We start from the raw sequence: 20561 nt of genomic DNA, 5'->3' as shown, positions 1-20561 counted from the left end.
AAATCGTAGAGGCAAGAGTTCAGGAAGGGCGATCGACTGTAAAATTATCTCAATATTAAGATTTTTAACCCAATGTCAGCTCCTACTCAATCCCAGTTATTCTCTCCCAACTCCGGCCCTACAGAGCAAGAGTTTGATGTGATAGTCATCGGTTCCGGCATTGGCGGACTCGTGACAGCCACCCAGCTAGCAGCCAAGAAAGCCAAAGTTTTGGTGCTCGAAAGCTACACAATTCCCGGCGGTAGTGCTGGATATTTCGATCGAGAAGGCTACAGATTTGATGTCGGAGCCTCCATGATATTTGGATTCGGACAGCGCGGCACCACCAACCTCCTCACCCGCGCCCTCAAAGCAGTCAACGTCACCCTAGAAACAATTCCCGACCCCGTACAGCTTCACTATCACCTACCCGACGGCTTGGATTTGGAAGTTCCCCAGCCTTATGAGAAATACTTGCAAGAATTAATCGACAGATTCCCCCACGAACGCCAAGGAATCCAGAAATTTTATGGCGAATGCTGGAACGTCTTCAACTGCCTCAACGGCATGGAATTGCTATCCCTAGAAGAACCCGGATATCTGGTGCGAGTCTTCTTTCAAAATCCTTTAGCCTGTTTGGGATTAGTAAAATATTTGCCTCAAAATACTGGCGACATTGCGCGGCGCTACATAAAAGACCCGACTTTACTGAAATTTATCGACATGGAATGCTACTACTGGTCTGTAGTACCCGCAGACTTAACACCGATGATTAACGCCGGAATGGTATTTTCCGACAGACATTACGGCGGCATAAATTATCCCAAAGGCGGAGTCGGTCAAATTGCCCAAAAATTAGTCGAAGGATTAGAAAAATGCGGCGGAAAAATTCAATACAAAGCTAAAGCAAAAAAAATTATCACAGAAAACGGCCGCGCTGTCGGAGTCGAACTCGCAACGGGCGAAGTTTACCGCGCCAAGCGAATAGTTTCTAACGCCACGCGCTGGGATACTTTTGAAAAATTGCTGCCGGCAGAAGAGATGCCAGCTAGCGAGAAGAAATGGCAGCAGCGCTATCAAAAAGCACCCAGTTTCCTGAGTTTACATTTGGGAGTGGAAGCAAGCGCCATCCCTGCCGGTACTGCCTGCCACCACATTTTGTTAGAAGCTTGGGACAAAATGGAAGCGCCGGAGGGAACTATTTTAGTCTCAATTCCGACCGTGCTAGACCCGGATTTAGCTCCGGCAGGATATCACATCGTTCACGCTTTTACTTCGAGTTGGATGGAAGAGTGGGAAGGACTGGCGGCGCAGGAATACGAGGAGAAAAAAGAAGAGGCTGCGGGGAGAATTATTGACCGATTAGAAACAATTTTCCCCGGTTTAGATGCTGGTTTGGATTATATGGAAGTGGGGACTGCGCGTTCTCACCGCCGCTTTTTGGGCCGCGAAGACGGAACTTACGGGCCGATTCCGCGACAAAAGTTAATGGGTTTGTTGGGAATGCCGTTTAATCGAACTTCTATGCCTGGTTTGTATTGTGTGGGCGACAGTACGTTTCCGGGACAGGGTTTAAATGCAGTGGCGTTTTCTGGATTTGCTTGCGCGCACCGAATTGCTGTGGATTTGGGTTTTTAGATTTTTTTCAGGACATACCGAGAAAATCTGATTTGCTATCGGCTAAAATAACCCCAATCAGGTTCGATCGTTCGGAATTCAGTCCGCAAACAAAGAAAGAAAGAAAGAAAGAAAGAAAGAAAGAAAGAAAGAAACAAATAAAGGACTAAAATCCTCGCTAAAAACTAAAAACCCGGTTTCTGGGGAGAAACCGGGTTTTTTAACTGAAAAAGGGTGCTTTGCATTCTTTCTTTAAAAAGAGTTTACTGGTCGTAGCTGCCGCCGACACCGATTTTGGTATTGTAGATTTTGGCATCGGTAATGGTCATATCTTCCATTGATGCACCAGATACGTCGGCGGTGTTGATGATGGCTGCGGTCAGATTTGCCCGATCGAGGTCTGCATCATTTAAACTGGCGTTAGTCAAGAAAACTGCGGTTAAGTTAGCACCAGTCAAGTTAGCAGCCGTCAAGTCAGCACCTTCGAGGTTAGCGCGATAGAGGTTAGCACCTTGCAAATTTGCTTCTCTCAAATCTGCACCAATTAAATGAGCACCGGTCAAATCTGCTCCAGACAAGTCGCACTGAAAACATTGGCCGGTTGACAGTAACTGTTTTACTTGAGCCGGATTTTCGGCACGGGTTTGGCCGGCGAACAGTAAGGGAGCAATTAAAAGAGTTGCGGTTAATAGATAACGTTTCATATTTTTTGCCTCTGCCTATTATGTGTTTAAGTTCTACTGTTTATATCTACAATTTTACCACGGTTGTTTTCGCAACTTGCAATCTATATCACATATCTACTGTGATATCGATTGCCTCTGACAGCGCACAGATGGTTTTCTAAAGCTCGCAAAATGTAATGTCGCAAAACTTAACAATGCCCAACTTTAAGACAGTGCTTTTTTGTAGTAACATCTTCTATATTAGCCAAAATCGTCCGTAAATGTGTCTTTCTAAAGAAGGATATGATTGATAACGCGATCGATCGTTGTAGCAGGTAACTCGATCGCCAAAAAAATCAAAACCAACACACTATTTTTAATAAAAGTGTCACGAGACTCAAAATTTAACTTAAAATAAAGATCGGCTTATAACTTTGTAGGTAGAGCTAGAGCCGTCACCGGCCTGCTACCGGGCCAAACAACAGGTGCATTTTTTACAAGAAATTTTTATGCTGTCTCAGCAGCGCTGTAAAACTCCAGCTAGTGCTTGGAAAGCAGGGCTTTTTTGGAATGTCGCAGAGCCAGCGCGATCGCAAAAATCTATTAAATTATGTTCAAAAACGATTCCTCCAAGTATCTGCCAACTTTAGATCGAGTAATTGACCGCTCCCCCTTGACAGTTGCGCCAGATACCCCATTAGCAGAAGTAATTACGCTCATGGGCCAACAGCGCCCGACTTGTCCTCTAAACGCAGATATTCCAACAACCAATCTCTACCAGCAGCTAACAGAAATTGCCGATCCGCACACCTCAAACATCCTCAGAGATGCCAGAGGGATCTGCGTCTTTGTGGTGGAAACATCTCTAGAAAAATCAAACTGGCAATCTGCTCAAAATTGTCAATTACAAGGAATTTTTACCGAGAGAGATCTCGTCGATTTGATTGCTTCCGGCAAAAATTTAAAACATATTACGATCGCAGAAGTGATGCGACAGCCGACGGCAACGCTGACAAATGATGAAGATCGAGACATTTTTAGCGCCCTAATTCTGCTTAGCCAACATAAAATTCACCACCTGCCAGTATTAGATCGCAGCGGTCAACTCCTAGGAGTAATTACCCCAGAAAGTATTCGCCAAGCAATGGTGCAACCGGCAAATATCTTAAAAATGCACAGCGTCAAAGAAGTAATGACCGCAGAAGTCATTCAAGCGCCTCGCTCAGCGTCTGTTCTGAGTTTAGCTGAGTTGATGGCGCAGCACCGCGTTAGCTGCGTGGTAATTACAGAACCCAGAGAGTTATCGATGAATTTGCCGTTCCCAATTCCCGTAGGTATCGTCACAGAACGGGATATTGTGGAATTTCAAGCTTTAGATATAGATTTGTCGCAAACGATCGCCCTCACAGTGATGAGTAGCCCCTTATTTAGTCTCAAGCCAGAAGACTCGCTGTGGGTAGCTCATCAGGAAATGCAGCAGCGTTTAGTCCGCAGGTTGCTAGTAAGGGGCGAACGCGGAGAACTGTTGGGAATAGTTACTCAAAGTAGCTTGCTGCGCGTGCTCGATCCGATGGAAATGTCCGGGGCGATCGATCTGCTGCACGATTTAGTCGCACAACAAACTAGCGAATTGCAAAAAGCGATTGTCTCCCTCAGCTTGACTAACAGCCGGCTGGAAACGGAAATCGCTACCCGCCAGCAGGCCGAGGTGCGACTGCAACTCCTAGAATCGGCCGTAGTTAACGCTAACGATGCGATCGTGATTATGGATGCGGGAAACAGCGATATCTCCGATCCCGCCATCATATACGTCAACGAAGCTTTTACCCAAATGACCGGTTATCGGCCCGAAGAAATTATCGGCCAAACACCCAGTTGTCTGCGCGGCCCCGACAGCGACGGCGCTCAAGTTGCCAAAATTCGCCGCGCTTTCTCTCGCCTTGAACCGCTGCGCTTGGAATTGATCAACTACCGCAAAGACGGTTCTACTTATTGGGTGGAACTCAACAGCGTACCCGTTGCTGACGAGTTGGGGAAAGTCACTCACTGGATATCCGTGCAGCGGGATATTAGCGATCGCAAGCGCATGGAACAAGCATTTTTTGAGGAAAAAGAACTCGCTCAAGTTACTCTACAATCGATCGGCGATGCCGTAATCGCTACTGACAGCAACGGCTTCATTTCTACCCTCAATCCAGTTGCTGAACAACTCACCGGTTGGTCAACCTCGGAAGCAAAAGGTTTGCCCCTCGCCAGCGTGCTGAGAATAGTTGACGAAACTACCCGGATGCCGATCAAAAATATCGCCGAAATCGCTTTGTACGAAGGTCGAATAGTTGACCAAGGAAACAACAGCTTGCTGATTGCTCGCCACAACCGCGAATTTGCGATCGACCACTGCGTCGCCCCCATCCACGCCAGCAACGGCCAAATTATCGGGGCCGTCGTTGTGTTCCGAGATGTCACCCAAGTGCGAACTCAAGCGCGGCAGCTAACCTGGCAGGCAACTCACGACCCCTTGACGCAATTGGTCAACCGCCGCGAATTTGAATATCAGCTAGAACACGCCCTGCACAGCGCTCAAGGTTACGGCGAAGAACACGTAATGCTTTACCTCGATCTCGATCGCTTCAAAATAGTTAACGACACAGCAGGTCACGTTGCAGGCGACGAACTGCTCCGCCAAGTCAGCCAGCTATTTAAAAGCAATATCCGCAAAACCGATATTTTGGCGCGTATCGGCGGCGATGAGTTTGCTGTACTCCTGTACAATTTCCCCCCAGAACAGGGCTTAGATGTTGCAAAATTGCTGCTGCAAAGCATTCAAAAATTCCGGTTTGGGTGGCAGGACAAAACTTTTTCGATCGGCGTTAGTATCGGTTTGGTGGCAATTAATCGCAAAACAACATCGACATCTGCGGTGTTGAGCGCGGTCGATCTAGCCTGCTATGCTGCTAAAAATAAAGGCCGCAACCGGGTGCAGATTTATCGATCGGGCGATCGGGAATTAATCAAACAGCACGGCGAAACCCAGTGGGTAGTGCAAATTAATCAAGCTTTAGAAGAGAATCGCTTGCGCTTGTACTCTCAGCCGATCGTACATTTGCTCAACCCGTCAGCCACCGGCATCCACTGCGAAATCTTGCTGCGCCTCCAGCTTGCAAACGGTCAGTTAGTGTCGCCGATGGCGTTTATTCCCGCCGCCGAACGCTACAACTTGATGCAGACGATCGATCGCTGGGTAATTCGCACTTTATTTAGCAACTTATCTCAATTATTTACAGCCAATTTATTAGTCCAAAACCCAGAAGCAGAAAGCGCTCGAATTGTTACCTTGCCTGCTGGATATCCCCAATCTAATTTACAATCCTCCTTTGGCAAATATCCCAGCCTTTATGCAATCAACCTTTCTGGCGACAGCATCAACCAAGAAAAGTTGATCGAGTTTATTCAGGAGCAGTTTTCTATCCATCAAATACCGCCACAAATAATTTGCTTTGAGATTACCGAAACCGTGGCGATCGCCAATCTCAGCAAAGCAGCAAGCTTAATTTGGAAACTCAAAGAACTCGGCTGCAAGTTTGCCTTAGACGACTTCGGCAGCGGGATGTCTTCCTTTGCTTACCTGAAAAGCTTGCCCGTTGATTATATCAAAATTGATGGTAATTTTATTAAAAATATTACAGATAATCCTATTGATATCGCAATGGTGGAAGCTATCACCAAGATTGCTCACGTCATGGGAATTAAAACTATTGCCGAATATGTCGAAAATCAAGCGATTATGGATAAGATCAAGGAACTTGGGGTAGATTACGCTCAAGGTTATTTTTTAGGAAAACCCCAACCCTGTAACTTTACATCTCCCCATATAGAGGAAGTATTGGAAGATTTTCCGGTTAATCCTCTAACTTTGGAAGCAAAGTTAGCTTCTTAAAAATGGAAGTTTGGCAACGAATATTTTAGCAAATTTAACGGATGTAATGAACACCTATTATAGCCTTTCAAGCGAAAGATGAGGTAGTGTCGGGAATAGGGAATAGGGCATAGGGCATAGGGCATAGGGCATAGGGCATAGGGCATATCTCACTTTTTTGAGAAAGGCTATACATTAATTCGAGATCATTTTTTTAAATTATCTGCGTCTATCAGTCTTAATCGGCCTTGCATCTGCTGTTGACATATCAATTAAATAAAGATTTATGCAATAAGTCTAGATAAGAAGCAAAAGGCAAAAAGGAAAAGGCAGATTTTAATTGTGATATCAATTCCCAATTCCCAATTCCCAATTCCCAATGACAACTACCAACTGCCAACTGCCAACTGCCAACTGCCAACTGCCAACTGTCAACTGTCAACTGTCAACTGCTTCTATGTACTGACTGTCTAACAGAAAAGCACCTTTTTCAAAGCGAATGCCCCAATAATTGCCGGGACGCCGATCGAGTACAACACCCTCAGCGCCGATCGCAATTAAATTTGCAGGCCGCAGCATCGGCATAGGTTCGGCAGTTTTCACGTAGGGCGGCATCGCCACAACTCGCACTTTTTGACCGATAGCAAATTCTTTTTCCATGAGTTTTGCGCCCTAAAAAAAACACGGCGATAAAGGAATTTTAACACGGATACGCGGATGGATTTAATAATCTTACTATCTCTCCAATGTTATGGAGTTTTACAAAGTTGGGTTTATTCTATAAAATTGAAAAAAAATTAGTCCCCAAGCGGCGGATGGGAAAGGAATGTTTGTGTTTGATTGATTAATTAGTAATGGACAATAAAATGGGAATTATGAAGCACAATCAAGGAAAGTACGGCAAAATCATTGATATTTTAGGCTGCCATCTTTGTTATATTCAAGTTCATGATATTTTCCCCCTAATCCTAAGTCATAAACACATCGTTGGTAGTTTTTGGCTCCCATGTCGAAAGGGTTAGTCCTGTTCAATCTTGCCCATTCAGCTATCTTTAGCTGGTTAGTTACCCCTGAAGCATCGGCTACGGTTTTGACAATCCAATCAAACATTTTTTCCCTCTAAGCTGTATCTCAATCTAGGTCTCTATATTAGCTATATATTCACCACAGCGGTTATCAAACATTTTTTTCCTAGCTGTGTCTCACCCCTAACTCGGACGATCGCCCGTAACACCCCTGACCGATCGCGCTACAATTGTCTATTGGGATGAAAACGGCCGATCTAAAAGTAGGGGATAGTTGGTATGGCTACAAGTCGTCGCATTGAGCGCGTAGCTTCAATGATTAAGCGGGAAGTTAGCCTGATGCTGCTGAACGGCATTAAGGACGATCGGGTAGGTGCAGGTATGGTTAGCGTTACCGATGTAATTGTTTCGGGAGACCTTCAGCATACCAAAATCTTTGTCAGCATTTACGGTACTGATGAGGCAAAGGCCGAGACTATGGAAGGTTTGAAATCGGCAACTAGCTATGTCCGCAACCAGTTAGGCCAACGGGTGCAACTGCGCCGGACGCCGGAAGTGATATTTCTCGAAGACCGTTCCCTAGAACGCGGGGATAAAATGCTGATACTGCTAAATCAGCTTTCTGCCGATCGCAAACCCGGTATGTTTGATGACGAAGAATTGGCGGATGGCAATGAAAATGATGATGATGATGATGATGAAGATGTGAAAACAGACGAGGATTAGTATCTGAAGCTAGTCAACCGCCAACTGACAACCGCCAACTGACAACTAAGAGGGCCCGCACGCACCATCCACCGCTCTTATCAACTGACAACTGACAACTGACAACTGACAACTGACAACTGACAAATTCATGATTATTGACAATCTTTCCTTGCCCGAATTGGTAGCCCAGATGTTCGTAGTGCGGGCTTCCGGCTGCTTGTTCGACCACCAAATTCGCTATCCCGAATGGGAACCAACGGCTAGCAAACTCCGCTATTATCTGGAAAAATTGGGCGTGGGCGGGGTGATTTTGGTGGGGGGAAGTGCTGCTGAGTTGGCGGTTCGATCGCACCAATTGCAGTCTTGGGCAAAATTTCCGCTGCTGCTGGCGGCTGATATTGAGGAAGGTGTCGGCCAGCGCTTCGCCGGGGCGACTTGGTTCGGGCCACCGATGGCTATTGCCGAAATTGCGCGGCACGATGCAGCAGCGGCCGATCGCTATGCTGAACAAATGGGCGCTGTGACTGCGATCGAAGCTAGGGCGATCGGTCTTAATTGGATTCTCGCGCCAGTCGTTGATGTGAACAACAATCCCGACAATCCCGTGATTAACGTCCGCGCTTTTGGCGAAACGCCGGAAATTGTTGGCAAATTAGCCAGTGCTTTTATTCGCGGCGCAGGCGAACACCCGGTTTTGACAACAGCTAAGCATTTTCCCGGCCACGGAGATACTGCGGTTGATTCTCACTTGGAATTGCCGGTTTTGCCGCATTCGCCAGCGAGATTGACCGAGGTTGAGTTGCCTCCTTTTGTCCGGGCGATCGCCAGCGGAGTCGATGCTGTGATGAGCGCTCATTTGCTGATTCCGGCTTGGGATTCCGAGTTTCCTGCTACTCTTTCTCGCAAAATTTTGATCGGGAAGCTGCGAGAAGAGTTGGGATTTGAAGGTTTGATCGTGACTGATGCTTTGGTGATGGGCGCGATCGCCAATAAGTACGGCCATAACGAGGCTGCTGTTTTGGCGGCTGAGGCTGGTGCTGATATTTTGCTGATGCCGCTTGACCCGGAAGGGGCGATTTTGGCTGTCTGTGAAGCTGTCACTCAAGGACGGATTTCAATAGCACAAATCAAGGAATCTGTCAAGCGAATTTGGCAGGCGAAAATTAAGGTAGGTTTGTCGATTTTTGACCCCCCCCAACCCCCCCTTGCTAAGGGGGGGAGTAAGAATCAAACTGCTGTTGTTGATATAGAAAGCAAGAATTCAAAGTCGATCGACTCGATCGACTTAGGTTTGCTGGCCAATCCCGAAGCAAGGGCAACGGCAGCCGATATTTTGCGAGATTCTTTAAAGTTTGGGGGAAATCTACCTTTAATAGCGAAAAAACCCTCAGAAAACCAGTTTTTGCGGAATTTGATTATTGTAGATGATGTTTTGGGTTGCGAGTTTTTGGGAAAACACACTCCGGCGATCGCCCGGCCCGAAGAGTTGGGTTACGAATTGCAACTAATTGACGATCGCACAGGTGCGATCGCCCATAATGCAAGTGCAGAGTATTTCTCTCCGACACTGCTACAAATTTTTATTCGCGGTAATTGTTTCCGAGGCAGTGCCGATTTAACCCAAGCAGCGAGAGATTGGTTTAAGAAATTATTAAGCACCGGAGAACTGCAAGCTGTGCTAATTTACGGCAGTCCCTACGTTTTAGAGCAATTTTTACCACATTTGCCTCCCAGTATTCCTTATGTATTTTGTTTCGGGCAAATGCCGGCCGCGCAATCCCTCGCTTTAGAATTGCTGTTCGGTACTGACAAAACGGGCAATAGTTGAACAGTCGGACTCCTGAATATTTCCTTTGCAGGCTAAGCAATTGAATCGATATACCCGGTTTGTCCCCAGAAATTTTGCTGCTGGCGGCAAAGCATTCAGCAACCGGGAATCGGACACTGATGTCTGAGTTGTAATGCAGCTTTGTAGCACATCCGCCGCCTGCTAGCCTGGAACATCTGCTGCGTTTCAAAATCCGAAAACAGATCCGATCGCTTGCTCATCATTCCTATAACTTTTTTAAATCGATCGGTGAAGAGTATATGTGTATACAGAAAAAAAATAACTTACATATTCGGAAGTTTGGATTATATTATTACCAGGGACATAATTTTTTTAGTAAAACCTTGAGGGCGCATCATGATTAACTCAACTATTAACCAACTTCACTACTCTTTAGATGTTATCCAAGATGAAGCGCGCCATCTCGTGCGTGAGGGCGTACTTAGCCGACAACAACCAATCTACACGCTTTGTCAGTTCATCCCGCCCAGAGAGTGGTCTTGCGTCGAGGGAGAACTAGAAAAATGGGACTTCTTGCTGCGCGATCGCATCGGCGACCTGATCGGTTCTGAAAAATGGGACAATGACTAAAGTTTAGTTCCGTTAAATAAATTTGCAAGTAAGTTTGCAACTAAACTCCGGCGGTGTTAAAGAATTTTGAATTCTTTAATCCTGGGAATTTTCGGCGCGCAACTTTTCCAATTCAACCCTCAGCGCTGCCATCTGTGCAGTTAATTCTTGAATCTGTTTTACATCAGCCTGTCCAACCGACTCCGAAAAAGTGTCAGTTGGTGTATCGGATTGCTGGTGGGAGACGGATTCGTCGCTGCTTGCATTATCCTTCTCGCCCGGTGGGGAGAAAATTGTATCGACAAAATTCCGCGCTTCTTTCTCGGTCATTTCCCCTTTTTCCAGCAACTCATCCGCGAGAAGGCTCAAATCTGACTGGAGTTTGTCCAGATTTTCTTCTCGCTTTAAGGGATCTTGCAAGGTCTCAATGAAAAAAGAAGTTGCACCTAAAGTCAGGTGAAATCCTGTTTGCAGGATTTGAGGCAGGTTGTCGGGATTCATCTACAAATGCCGCTAGAAGGCGGTTGGGAGTTTTTGGTTCGCGAGTTACTCCCCATGGGGCGGGGTTGCCGCTTTTTGGGGGAATATCCGAAGTTATCGATCGCGATCGCCCGGAATCAGGAAATATCAGTTTCTCGGGGACGGTTTTTCCTTGCGAACATACTAACTTTACCATTACTCTGTAACTTGAGAAACGTCAAGTGTAAAGTTTTGTAATGAGCGATCGAGACTTCGGCTGTGGATGGATCGGTGGATTTTCCATTGTCGATTTGAGAAAAATTACGCACTGCGACGGCGAGAAACCCGGTTTCTGAGCAAAATTTGCGTCGGGAACGAGAAATCTAGGAAGAAACCGGGTTTCTGAACTCAGGGTGATTCCGAGACAATCTATGGAAGATTTGAGATAGTGAGATTTGAGAACGAGAAATCTAGGAAGAAACCGGGTTTCTGAACTCAGGGTGATTCCGAGACAATCTATGGAAGATTTGAGATTGTGAGATTTGATGTTGAATCCAGTTAAGGATACAGCGCCTCGCCCGTGGAGGGGTCAAAGATAAATAGTCGATCGAAGTCAAGCTGTACCTTCAGCCGATCGCCCGGACGCAAGCGAACACTCGCGGGTACTTGCACCTGTATAGTAGTTTCAGCGTTCAACAAAGGTAAACTCGCCCGGACTAAAGTTTCTCGCCCCAGAGGTTCCACTACTTTTACCTCTACCTCCAGAGGGACTTTTTCTAAAGCCCAAAGATCGATTTTCAAATCATCTTTTTCTGTTGTTTGCGGCTTAAAAATTTCTATATTTTCAGGACGGATGCCTAAATCAAATCCTTGTCCTTCTCTAGGGTGCAATCTTTGTTGCAGTGAGGGCGGACAGGCTAAAGATTGATCTCCCAAAATAAAGGATTCGTTAGCATAAATTGCCGGCAAAATGTTCATGGCTGGATTGCCTAAAAATGTTGCAACCATGCGGTTAGCTGGTTTGGCATAAATGCTTTGCGGAGATCCGATTTGTTGAATTTTCCCCGCATTTAAAACTACAATTTTATCCGCTAAAGTCATCGCTTCTACTTGGTCGTGGGTGACGTAAACCGTGGTAATTCCCAGCCGTTGATGCAGTTGTTTGAGTTCGGCCCTAGTATCATCTCGCAGTTGCGCGTCGAGGTTAGAAAGCGGTTCGTCTAAGAGAAATACTTGCGGTTCGCGGGCGATCGCCCTTCCGAGTGCTACCCGCTGTTGCTGTCCGCCCGATAGCTGTTTCGGCTTGCGGTTGAGGAGATGGTCGATCGAGAGCGATCGGGCTACAGTTTCGACACGTTCTTGAATTTTAGTCGAGTCAACATTCCGCATCCGCAATCCAAAAGCCAAATTTTCGGCCACAGTCATGTGCGGATAAAGCGCGTAGTTTTGAAACACCATTGCGACATCCCGCTGTCTAGCCGGAATGTTGTTAACTAAAGTATCTCCAATATAAAGATTACCAGAAGTGGCAGTTTCTAAACCTGCAATCGTCCGCATAATTGTCGATTTCCCGCAGCCGGAGGGCCCGACTAATACCCAAAATTCCCCATCCGGGATTTTGAAGCTGATGTTTTCGATTGCGGTGACGTTTTGGTAGCGTCTGGTAATATTTTCTAAGCGAACGTTGGCCATTTGTTAGTAGTTATTGGTTATTAGTTATTGGTTGTTGATTTTTACTTTTTGTCTTCAGAAAGCTTGGTTAATTATAAAACTGTGCGGTCTAATTCTTCAACGATCGGCGTTAACTCAGCTTGGCGGAATGCTTCTACTAACGAACGATAATACCAGAGAGAACCTTCTTTTTTGCCTTGGAAGCGTTCCCAAACAGTATCGCCTCATTGACGGTAATCTTTCAGGATCGATCGCGCATTATAAAGTTTATCAGCCGCCGAGACCAATCTGACTGAGCCAGAAGCTGTGAGAATGTGGGCGATGTAGGCTTCTTTTCGCTGCCGCCAAGGGGGTTTCGGCGTTGCGTCGCTGTCGGTACAGCCGTCTACAATCGCTGTGACGGTATCGCCAAACCGACGGCGGATAGCTTCGCGGGTGGGCGGGCCGCCTCGATCTTCGATCGCATCGTGAAGCAAAGCTGCGATCGCCTCATCTTCCGAAGCCCCATACTCTAAAGCTATACTAGCAGTACCCAACAAATGAGCAATATACGGAACGCCCGAACCTTTGCGGATTTGAGTTGCGTGCAATTCGGCGGCATAGATGAGGGCTTCAGAAAAACGGCTTGAGAGTATCATTGCAATAGAGTATTTGTTGAGTAAAAGTATTGATTTGAATGTTTGAGTAAAGCGAGGTAATCACGATGACAGCTACTTTAATCTTACCAGAAACACCTCCTAAAAATTCCGAACAATCTGCCGAAACACAACCCAAAAATGTTATATCTTTGGAAGAATTTCTCGTCAAACCGCCGGAGAGAATGGAGTGGGTTGACGGTAACTTAGTGGAAAAAACAGGCATGACATTTAAACACGGTGTGGCTCAATCTAAATTAGCCCGTTACTGGGGAATTCACAAAGACTCCAGCGGACAGGGAGGAGAAGTTCTTACCGAAACACTTTGCCGAACTGCCAAACAGGGCCGCCGTCCCGATGTCGCTTACATCACTCCCGAATTGCTGCCGCCATCAGGCAATTTTACAGCATTTTCCCAAAGTTTTCCCCTGATAGCAGAAGTTGCTTCGCCGGAAGACAGCGGCGAAGACTTATTTGCGAAAGCTCAGGAATATTTGGAATCTGGCTGTCAGGAAGTCTGGCTGCTATTTCCTGAAGCGAGATTAGTATTTGTGAATGCAGGCCAAGGCTGGCGTTTGTTTAATGCGAATGAAGTTGTTAACACCCAAACTATACTTGCAGGTTTTAGCATCGCAGTCAGTGAATTGTTAACTTGAGGAATTGATTAGAATAAATTATTATCATTCAACAAAATAGAAACTTTCTGCTAACTTATCGGAGCAGACCGCCGTCTCTGGGCTACTCTATATTTACTATTTTAAAAATTATGCTCTCTAAATCCCCAATTACTACTCCAGCCTTTAGAAAGGTTTCCCTGCGAACCTGTCTGGTTGTTCCCTTCGTCCTGCAAATCTTCGCGGTAGTAGGATTGACAGGGTATCTGTCGCTGCGAAACGGACAAACAGCAGTGAATGAACTAGCGACTAAGTTGCAAAGGGAGGTGAGTAACCGTGTGGATCAGCACCTCGACAGCTATGCCGCTGCAACCCGCTATTTGACCCAAATTAACGGCGAGCAAATTGACCTGGGATTGTTGAACTTACAGGATGCCGATCGCCTCGCTCAATTCTTTGCAAAGCAGGTAAAAACCTACAACGTTGGCTATATCCTCTACGGCTCTAAAACGGGCGACTTTATCGCATCGGGATATTACCGCGAATCAACCATTCTCAACCACGGCAATCCTGACATTAGCCTGGTGCTACCTAAGCGGTACGGCAATCCTGATTTGTACAACTACATGACGAATGACCGAAGCCAGCCAACTAAAATGTTTGAAACCACCAAAGCGTATCAGTTCCAGAAGGAAGGCTGGTACGCTAAAGGTGCCGAGACAGGCAAGCCTGGGTGGAGCGAAATCTATCAATGGGAGACCAATAACTACCCGCTGTCGATCGCCACGAGTCGCCCCATTTATGACAAGAATAATCAGTTGATCGGCAGTGTGGGAGTGGAGCAGCGCCTTTCACAAATTAGTGACTTTTTACGTGAAATTAAGGTTAGTAAATCCAGCAAAGTGTTCATTCTCGAACGCAACGGATTTCTCGTTGGCAGCTCTAGCGATGCGCCCGTATTTTCGGTGACAAACGGCAAACCTCACCGACTGCGCGGCTTTGAGAGTCAGGACGCTTTAATTCAAGCCACGTCAAAGCATCTGGGCGATCGCTTCGGCGATCTCAAAAGAATTCAAACTGTTCAGCAGCTAGACTTTCAGCTCCAGAGTCAGCGGGAGTTTGTTCAAGTAACTCCCTGGCAGGATGAATGGGGATTGGACTGGCTGGTAGTCGTCGCCATGCCCGAATCAGATTTTATGGGACGAATTAATGCCAACACAGTCAACACGATTTGGCTGTGCTTGGGCGCATTAGGATTAGCAACGGTTTTGGGTATCTACACCTCGCGCTGGATTGCTAGACCAATTTTGCAGATTGGTAAGGCATCGTCGGCGATCGCCGAAGGAAAACTCGACCAAAACGTCGCCGCCTCTGGTGTTAAAGAACTGGATGTGCTTGCTCAATCCTTTAACCGCATGGCGCAGCAATTGCGCGATTCCTTCACCGCCCTAGAGCAAACTAACCAACAGCTAGAACAGCGAGTTGAACAACGCACCGCCGAACTCCAGTGTGCAAAACAAGTAGCAGATAATGCCAACAAAGCAAAGAGTGAATTTCTTGCCAACATGAGCCACGAACTCCGCACTCCCCTCAACGGTATTTTGGGCTACGCTCAAATCCTCCAACGCAGTACCGCGTTGCCAGCGAAAGAACGTCATGGGGTAGAAATCATGCACCAGTGCGGAAATCATTTGCTGGGGCTGATCGAAGATGTGTTGGACTTGTCCAAAATTGAAGCGGGCAAACTAGAACTTACACCTAAAGCGATTCACTTTCCCTCATTCATTCAAGGTGTCGCTGAAATCTGTCGCATTCGTGCTGACCAAAAAAGCATTAATTTCGTTTACGATCCCGATCCCCAGTTGCCTGAAGGGATGTTTGTTGATGCAAAACGGCTGCGCCAAGTATTGCTCAATCTGCTAGGAAATGCGATTAAATTCACCGACCAAGGTTATGTTAAGCTTAAGGTTAACGTCATTGAGAATCATGCCAATCCGTCCACTCGCAGAATCGGATTTCAAGTCGAAGATACCGGTTTTGGAATTGCACCTGACCAATTGGATAAAATTTTTCAGGCTTTTGAACAAGTGGGCGATCGCCAGCGCCAATCCGAGGGTACCGGTTTAGGACTGGCGATCGCTCAAAGAATTGTCCAACTCATGAACGGACAAATCCAAGTTAAAAGCCAACCCGGAGTTGGTAGTAATTTCTTTTTTGAGGTGGAACTGGCGATCGCTACCGATTGGGCACAGCAAAACTCGATCGCAACTGGAAAACAAATTATTGGTTACGAAGGAGAACGACGCAGTATTCTGGTAGTAGATGATCGTTGGGAAAACCGAGCCGTTCTCGTCAACTTGCTAGAGCCACTCGGATTCCTGCTGACTGAGGCCGAAAATGGACTTGAAGCATTGAAAAAAATCCGACATTCTCCACCAGATTTAGCGATTACAGACTTGATGATGCCAGTCATGAACGGCTTTGAACTGCTCGAACAAATTCGCAGCGAACATAATTTGCGAAACCAGAAGATTATTGTCTCTTCTGCATCGGTGGCACAAGCCGACCGACAGATGAGTTTAGATGCAGGGGGAAATGATTTCCTAGACAAACCAGTGAATGTCAGTGAATTATTTAACCTTTTAGCCACTCATTTAGAATTAAAGTGGAAATATGAAATTCAAGTATCCAACGAGTCTAAAGCATCCACTTTGACGACTACTTTAGAAAAGCCAGAAATAATAATTCCTGACATTTTAGAGATAAATGAATTACTAGATCTGGCAAACAAAGGCAACTTAAAACGGCTGCGAGAATACACAGAGCATCTTGCTCAATCCAACCCTCGTTACGCTGGTTTTGCCTCAAAAATCATTAACCTGGCCAAGCAATTTAAAGCCGAAGAAATTGAAGAATTGCTGAAACAATACCTGACAGAGGAGAAAACAGATGTCTAGTCCAGAATTAATTCTGGTGGTGGATGATACCCCTGCGAACTTAGAAGTGGTTTGTGAAACCTTAAGTGATGCGGGGTACGAAGTAGCAACCGCGATCGACGGCGATCGCGCTCTGAAGCGAGTCCGAGCTTATCCTCCCGATTTGATCTTGCTTGATGTTCAAATGCCAGGAATTGACGGCTTTGAAACCTGCCAGCGTCTGAAGGCAGATCCCGCAACAGCCAGCATTCCTATCATTTTTATGACCGCTCTCTCCGATGCTGAGAGTAAGTTGAAAGGATTTGCATTAGGTGCTGTGGACTACATCACCAAACCCTTTCAAGAAATTGAGGTGCTAGCACGGGTGAAAACTCATGTGCAGCTACGGCAGTTAACCAAAAATCTAGAACAGCGTGTAGCTGAAAAAACCGCTGATTTAGAAGCCGCACTCACACAACTCCAACAATCTCAAATTCAGTTAATCAACAGCGAAAAGATGTCTGTTTTGGGTAATTTAGTGGCGGGTGTCGCACACGAAATTAATAACCCGCTCGGCTTTCTGGTTGGCAATCTCAAACCTGCTAAAGATTATATTAAAGATTTATTTCAACTAATCGATTTATACCAGCAAGAACTATCTCATCCGAGTGCCAAACTACAGGAAGTTGTGGAGGAAATAGACTTGGAATACTTGCGAGAAGATTTACCTAAGTTGATGGATTCGATGGAACAAGGAGTGGCTCGTATTTGCACGATCAGCACCAGTTTAAGAACTTTCTCGCGTTCTGATTGCGATCGCCCTATTTTTTTCGATATCCACGAGGGCATTGACAGCACGCTCTTGATTCTCAAGCATCGCCTCAAAGCCAATGAATCTCGCCCGGAAATTAAAGTCATCACAGACTATGGTGATTTACCAAAAGTAGAATGCTTTGCGGGACAGTTGAATCAGGTATTTATGAATCTGTTGGCAAATGCGATCGATGCCGTTGAGGAATCAAATCAAGGATGCAGTTTTGCTCAGATCAAAGCCAACTGTAACCAAATTACTGTCAAAACCCAATTGTCTGAAGATCGGGTGGCGATCCGAATTCAAGATAATGGGATTGGCATGACTCCTGATGTGAAGCAAAAAATTTTCGATCATCTGTTTACAACTAAAGCCGTGGGCCAAGGAACAGGGCTAGGATTGGCGATCGCCCGTCAAATCGTAGTCCAGAAACACTCTGGAACTTTAGAAGTCAACTCAAATTTAGGTGAAGGTACAGAGTTTGTGATTTCAATTTCGGTGAAGGATCTCGCTGTAAAAGACTTTCAGAAAACGAGCTGTGTTGGGGCAGCATACAGATGATTGGTGATGTTCCCAAAGGCGATCTGCCCCCCACACAAACTCAACTTTTGTTAACCGAAAAATCCCAGTATGGTCAATCAGGGTACTTTAAGTTGCAATTCACAATCGGGAGAAGGCACGGAGTTTGTAATTAAAATTCCGCTCAAACAAAATTTTAGACCTTAGAACCTATCTACAGCAATATTACTATAACTACAACAAAAAATGCTTTTTGTTATAGTGCGATGCACCCTTGTCACCTGCTAGGGCGATCGACACATCTTCCCAAGCTCCCTATTCCCAAGCTATACTGGGAACCCACCAAAAATTAGCTACATTAACGAATTATTAGCATAAAAATAACTTGCCATAAATGCTATTATATGAAACAATCTAGGATGTTGCAATTTCAAACTACTGTTGGGAACACAAATAAAATATCATGGAGAGATTCAGAGTAGAAGTTATTTCTCAAACACCAAATCCTCAGCAAGTAGTTTATGCTGCACTCCATCAAGACTATACTGAGAACTTTGTATTTGACGAGCGGGATTCGTGGCCTTCTGAGGCAGAATGTGGCGAAATAATTGTTAAGCGACTCCTAGCGGGCGATCGCGGGCATTACGGCCCCTTAGAACATCCCCAAATTATTTTTAATTGCGGCTATTTTCCTCACAGTGTCATGCAGCAGGCGAGGACACATCGTGTAGGAGTATCATTCGATGTTCAATGTCTTGCTGCTGATACCTTAATCACTTTTGTTGATTGTAAGGGAAGTGCTGGCAAGAAAAATTTGAGCAAAACAATTGGAGAACTTTATGACCTTTGGACTAATGGGGAAAAAGCGATTCGTTCTCGGTCTATTCTAGGTCGAAATGGTGAGCCACCAGGCGAATACCGTCGTGACTGCAAACAAAGAATTCGTAAAATGCGCCTACGAGTCTTAAATGAACAAACAGGCTTGTTTGAAGTAGGTCATATCAAAGAGGTAATGTGCAGCGGTATTCAGCCGGTTTATAAGGTAACATTGGAAGACGGCAAAACTTTAGAATGTACCGCTAATCACCGTTTATTTACCCCCGACGGTTGGCAAACCATGAAAGATGCGGTTGGGTTAATAACCCACGCAGATGAAACAGTGGTTCGTATTAACCAAAATTCCCATGTTATGTGTAATGGTGTGTCGGTGACAGATGATAGGATTTACACAGACAAGTCATGGCTTGAAACCAAAATTTCGCAAGGATTGACAATCAAAAAAATTGCTGACTTATCTAACTGCTCTCCCAATACGATTAAAGCATGGACTAACAAACATGGGCTATCTTTAGCCTATTCAGGTTCGCGCTTCCCTGAAGGTCATAAGCCCTGGAATTATAACCCTAACGCTCTCTATCGCGACCAAAATTGGTTAGTGGAGCAACTTGAGAAAGGATTGCACGCTGATGAAATGGCGACTTTAGCTAACTGCTCAATTGAGGTCGTTAAAAAATGGGTCTATGCTTATGGACTGTCTCTAAATAAGCGAAAACCAGGGAGCAATGAACCTTGGAATAAAGGCAAAGGAGGTTATGAACTAAACCTCTCTGAAGACAGTCGCCAAAAACGGATAGAAAATGCAAAAATTTACACACAAAGAGGTGCTGAGTCTCATTTTTGGAAAGGTGGCACTTCTACCGAGCGACAATTGATTGGCGCTTGGACACGGCAAATTGCACCCCAAGTCCACAAAAAGTTTGATTATATTTGTCAAAAATGTGCCATGAGGGGTGGTAGTCTTCACGCTCATCACTTAATACCAGTTTTTGCAAATCAATCTCTCGCTTATGATTTTGATAATTTAGTGACTGTCTGTAAAGAATGTCACGAACATATCCATCAAAATAATTTAGAGATTGAATTTTATCAAGCTTATTCACCAATTTTAGATCCTCAAGATTGGGAAGTTAAGCCCAAGCCCAAGGGAAGAAAATTGCAGTCTCATGCCGTAAAAGTCAAGAGTGTTGAATATGTTGGTCAACACATGACTTACGACTTAGAAGTGGATGGTGACTGGCATAACTTTGTTGCTAATGGTTTAGTAGTACATAATTCTCTTCGCTACACGGGAAATCAATTTCTGGATGCAGCAGTCGGTAAAAAAGATATCGAAGATATTTTTTACCTGCGTCCAGTAGATTATTATACCGATCGCGAAGGCAAAAAATATTACTATTCTCCCGAACAAAGAGAAAAAGATTTAGAGTGGTGTCTAGAAGCCGCTAAACGTTACAAAATTGACTTCGACGGCGGGATGTCGGAGGAACACGCCAGAGGCAAATTACCCTTTGACTACCGCCAGCATTTTGTAGTCAGTTTCAATTTGAGGTCTTTCCTGCATTTTGCCGACTTAAGAAACAAGAAAAATGCTCAACTAGAAATTCAAAAACTCTGCGAAATGATGTGGCCTCACTTTGAGAATTGGGCACCGGACATTGCCAAGTGGTACACAGCTACTCGTCTGGGAAAAGCAAGGCTAGCCCCGTAATATCATGTCCGTTGTGCGCTTCGGACTTCTATGATGTTAAATTTTGTAGGGGCGGGTTCACCAACAATAATTGCCATAATA

13 protein-coding genes and 1 pseudogene are annotated in these 20561 nt (G+C 45.4%); 9 read left to right on the top strand and 5 right to left on the bottom strand.

What is annotated here, in order from left to right; genetic code table 11:
- The first annotated feature begins 72 nt into the window (after positions 1-72).
- Positions 73-1617, top strand: coding sequence for a carotenoid isomerase (gene crtH / locus QT998_RS19140; protein ID WP_194010220.1), 1545 nt, complete (start codon positions 73-75; stop codon positions 1615-1617).
- Positions 1618-1859: 242 nt separating this feature from the next.
- Here crtH and QT998_RS19135 read toward each other — a convergent pair whose 3' ends face one another.
- A complete protein-coding gene (locus QT998_RS19135; protein WP_333092102.1) occupies positions 1860-2300 on the bottom strand; it encodes a pentapeptide repeat-containing protein in 441 nt (146 codons plus the stop codon).
- A 571-nt stretch (positions 2301-2871) separates the two neighbouring features.
- On the opposite strand from QT998_RS19135, the gene QT998_RS19130 reads away from it, so the two are divergent.
- The gene (locus QT998_RS19130; RefSeq protein WP_333117016.1) at positions 2872-6198 is read left to right on the top strand and encodes an EAL domain-containing protein; all 3327 of its coding nucleotides are present in this window, start codon (positions 2872-2874) and stop codon (positions 6196-6198) included.
- A gap of 417 nt (positions 6199-6615) precedes the next feature.
- Here QT998_RS19130 and sipA read toward each other — a convergent pair whose 3' ends face one another.
- The gene (gene sipA, locus QT998_RS19125; RefSeq protein WP_333117021.1) at positions 6616-6837 is read right to left on the bottom strand and encodes a regulatory protein SipA; all 222 of its coding nucleotides are present in this window, start codon (positions 6835-6837) and stop codon (positions 6616-6618) included.
- A gap of 644 nt (positions 6838-7481) precedes the next feature.
- Between sipA and rbfA the strand changes: the two genes are divergently transcribed.
- The 3 genes from rbfA to QT998_RS19110 all read left to right on the top strand — a co-directional run bounded on the left by rbfA (position 7482) and on the right by QT998_RS19110 (position 10329).
- Complete coding sequence (gene rbfA, locus QT998_RS19120; RefSeq protein ID WP_333117026.1) at positions 7482-7928, top strand: 30S ribosome-binding factor RbfA; 447 nt, start codon at positions 7482-7484, stop codon at positions 7926-7928.
- A gap of 130 nt (positions 7929-8058) precedes the next feature.
- Positions 8059-9738, top strand: a complete 1680-nt coding sequence (locus QT998_RS19115; protein WP_333117028.1) for a glycoside hydrolase family 3 protein — start codon at positions 8059-8061, stop codon at positions 9736-9738.
- A 357-nt stretch (positions 9739-10095) separates the two neighbouring features.
- On the top strand, positions 10096-10329 hold the full coding sequence (locus QT998_RS19110) for a DUF4327 family protein (RefSeq protein WP_228049921.1): 234 nt from the start codon (positions 10096-10098) through the stop codon (positions 10327-10329).
- Between the two features lie 75 nt (positions 10330-10404).
- On the opposite strand, the gene QT998_RS19105 is transcribed toward QT998_RS19110, so the two are convergent.
- The 3 genes and pseudogenes from QT998_RS19105 to QT998_RS19095 all read right to left on the bottom strand — a co-directional run bounded on the left by QT998_RS19105 (position 10405) and on the right by QT998_RS19095 (position 13076).
- Positions 10405-10809, bottom strand: a complete 405-nt coding sequence (locus QT998_RS19105) for a hypothetical protein (protein ID WP_333092095.1) — start codon at positions 10807-10809, stop codon at positions 10405-10407.
- 516 nt (positions 10810-11325) lie between these two features.
- Positions 11326-12459: an ABC transporter ATP-binding protein gene (locus QT998_RS19100; RefSeq protein ID WP_333117031.1), complete on the bottom strand. Its 1134-nt coding sequence runs from the start codon at positions 12457-12459 to the stop codon at positions 11326-11328.
- Between the two features lie 71 nt (positions 12460-12530).
- Positions 12531-13076 (bottom strand): annotated as a pseudogene (locus QT998_RS19095) (HD domain-containing protein).
- A 65-nt stretch (positions 13077-13141) separates the two neighbouring features.
- On the opposite strand from QT998_RS19095, the gene QT998_RS19090 reads away from it, so the two are divergent.
- The 4 genes from QT998_RS19090 to QT998_RS19075 all read left to right on the top strand — a co-directional run bounded on the left by QT998_RS19090 (position 13142) and on the right by QT998_RS19075 (position 20480).
- A complete protein-coding gene (locus QT998_RS19090; protein ID WP_333092088.1) occupies positions 13142-13729 on the top strand; it encodes a Uma2 family endonuclease in 588 nt (195 codons plus the stop codon).
- Between the two features lie 110 nt (positions 13730-13839).
- Positions 13840-16644, top strand: a complete 2805-nt coding sequence (locus tag QT998_RS19085; RefSeq protein ID WP_333117033.1) for a hybrid sensor histidine kinase/response regulator — start codon at positions 13840-13842, stop codon at positions 16642-16644.
- Positions 16637-17974: a sensor histidine kinase gene (locus tag QT998_RS19080; protein ID WP_333117036.1), complete on the top strand. Its 1338-nt coding sequence runs from the start codon at positions 16637-16639 to the stop codon at positions 17972-17974. The genes QT998_RS19085 and QT998_RS19080 overlap by 8 nt, the downstream gene beginning before the upstream one ends.
- A 421-nt stretch (positions 17975-18395) precedes the next feature.
- Positions 18396-20480, top strand: coding sequence for an FAD-dependent thymidylate synthase (locus tag QT998_RS19075; RefSeq protein WP_333092084.1), 2085 nt, complete (start codon positions 18396-18398; stop codon positions 20478-20480).
- The last annotated feature ends 81 nt before the right edge of the window (positions 20481-20561 follow it).

This window comes from Microcoleus sp. S1D4 (assembly GCF_036700765.1).
Lineage (GTDB): Bacteria > Cyanobacteriota > Cyanobacteriia > Cyanobacteriales > Microcoleaceae > Microcoleus.
The sequence above is the reverse complement of the archived record's forward strand: the minus strand, read 5'-3'. Positions and strand labels throughout refer to the sequence as shown.

What these genes read in the sequence shown, in the direction of transcription:
- rbfA (WP_333117026.1), top strand. Translation starts at nt 7,482, where the DNA reads ATGGCTACAAGTCGTCGCATTGAGCGCGTAGCTTCAATGATTAAGCGG.
- QT998_RS19130 (WP_333117016.1), top strand. Translation starts at nt 2,872, where the DNA reads ATGTTCAAAAACGATTCCTCCAAGTATCTGCCAACTTTAGATCGAGTA.
- QT998_RS19090 (WP_333092088.1), top strand. Translation starts at nt 13,142, where the DNA reads ATGACAGCTACTTTAATCTTACCAGAAACACCTCCTAAAAATTCCGAA.
- QT998_RS19110 (WP_228049921.1), top strand. Translation starts at nt 10,096, where the DNA reads ATGATTAACTCAACTATTAACCAACTTCACTACTCTTTAGATGTTATC.
- sipA (WP_333117021.1), bottom strand. Translation starts at nt 6,837, where the DNA reads ATGGAAAAAGAATTTGCTATCGGTCAAAAAGTGCGAGTTGTGGCGATG.
- QT998_RS19085 (WP_333117033.1), top strand. Translation starts at nt 13,840, where the DNA reads ATGCTCTCTAAATCCCCAATTACTACTCCAGCCTTTAGAAAGGTTTCC.
- QT998_RS19115 (WP_333117028.1), top strand. Translation starts at nt 8,059, where the DNA reads ATGATTATTGACAATCTTTCCTTGCCCGAATTGGTAGCCCAGATGTTC.
- QT998_RS19075 (WP_333092084.1), top strand. Translation starts at nt 18,396, where the DNA reads ATGGAGAGATTCAGAGTAGAAGTTATTTCTCAAACACCAAATCCTCAG.
- QT998_RS19100 (WP_333117031.1), bottom strand. Translation starts at nt 12,459, where the DNA reads ATGGCCAACGTTCGCTTAGAAAATATTACCAGACGCTACCAAAACGTC.
- QT998_RS19135 (WP_333092102.1), bottom strand. Translation starts at nt 2,300, where the DNA reads ATGAAACGTTATCTATTAACCGCAACTCTTTTAATTGCTCCCTTACTG.
- QT998_RS19105 (WP_333092095.1), bottom strand. Translation starts at nt 10,809, where the DNA reads ATGAATCCCGACAACCTGCCTCAAATCCTGCAAACAGGATTTCACCTG.
- QT998_RS19080 (WP_333117036.1), top strand. Translation starts at nt 16,637, where the DNA reads ATGTCTAGTCCAGAATTAATTCTGGTGGTGGATGATACCCCTGCGAAC.
- crtH (WP_194010220.1), top strand. Translation starts at nt 73, where the DNA reads ATGTCAGCTCCTACTCAATCCCAGTTATTCTCTCCCAACTCCGGCCCT.